The following is a 779-nucleotide window of genomic DNA, read 5'->3' as shown; positions in this document are numbered from 1 at the left end:
GGCGAGCCGGGCGACCGCCGGGATGTCGTAGATCGGCTTTCCGGATAGAGCTCGGTGCACTGGCCGCCGGCGCGGTCCAGCACGTCGATGAGCTCGCACTTCAGCCCAGCACGCCGGCCTGGAAAGCGGCGAACAAACCGACCGGGCCGGCGCCGACGATCAGCACATCGGTGCGGATCATGTCGGCCGGGGGGGTTGGGGGGGGGGGGCGGGCGTGGCGGAAGCAGGGACTTGGGTCGGCATGGCTTGGCAGGCGGCGCGCGCGGCGGCGCCCGGCGGGAGGATCGTCAGGCCCCAACTATACCGCGCGGGGCTTGGCCGGCCGCCTACGCCAGCGTTGGCGGCAGGGCTATCGCGCGGATGTGTGGGCCAGCCCACGTGGTGCGCATGGGTACGGGATTAAGGTGGATTTAACGCGGATTTAACGCAAGAGTAGAATAGACGCATGCAAAATTCACACGCAATCAACGCGGATCTGCATTGCCATTCCACGGTGTCCGACGGCATGTTGTCCCCCGAGGATGTCGCCGCGCGCGCGCACGCCGGCGGCGTGGCGTACTGGGCGCTGACGGACCATGACGAGGTCAAGGGCCAGGCCAGGGCGCGAGCCGCAGCCGAGGCGCTTGGCATGCACTACGTGCCTGGGGTGGAGATCTCGGTGACGTGGGCTGGCCAGACCGTGCATATCGTTGGCTTGCAGATCCGACCCGGACTGCCGAGGCGCTGGGTGGACGGCCTGGCCGCCACGCGCGTCGGGCGCGCCGCCAGGGCGCAAGACA

The 779-nt window shown here is 69.4% G+C and carries 1 protein-coding gene and 1 pseudogene; one reads left to right on the top strand and one right to left on the bottom strand.

Annotated features, from left to right (window positions below):
* Window positions 1-181 (bottom strand): annotated as a pseudogene (locus OR16_RS47110) (FAD-dependent oxidoreductase); the annotation flags it as partial.
* A 264-nt stretch (window positions 182-445) separates the two neighbouring features.
* Between OR16_RS47110 and OR16_RS39315 the strand changes: the two are divergent.
* Window positions 446-779, top strand: a 334-nt coding sequence (locus tag OR16_RS39315; protein ID WP_006165127.1) for a PHP domain-containing protein, incomplete at its 3' end; no start/stop codon positions are given.

Origin of the sequence: Cupriavidus basilensis OR16 (assembly GCF_000243095.1) — a bacterium.
GTDB classification, from domain to species: domain Bacteria; phylum Pseudomonadota; class Gammaproteobacteria; order Burkholderiales; family Burkholderiaceae; genus Cupriavidus; species Cupriavidus basilensis_D.
The sequence above is the reverse complement of the archived record's forward strand: the minus strand, read 5'-3'. Positions and strand labels throughout refer to the sequence as shown.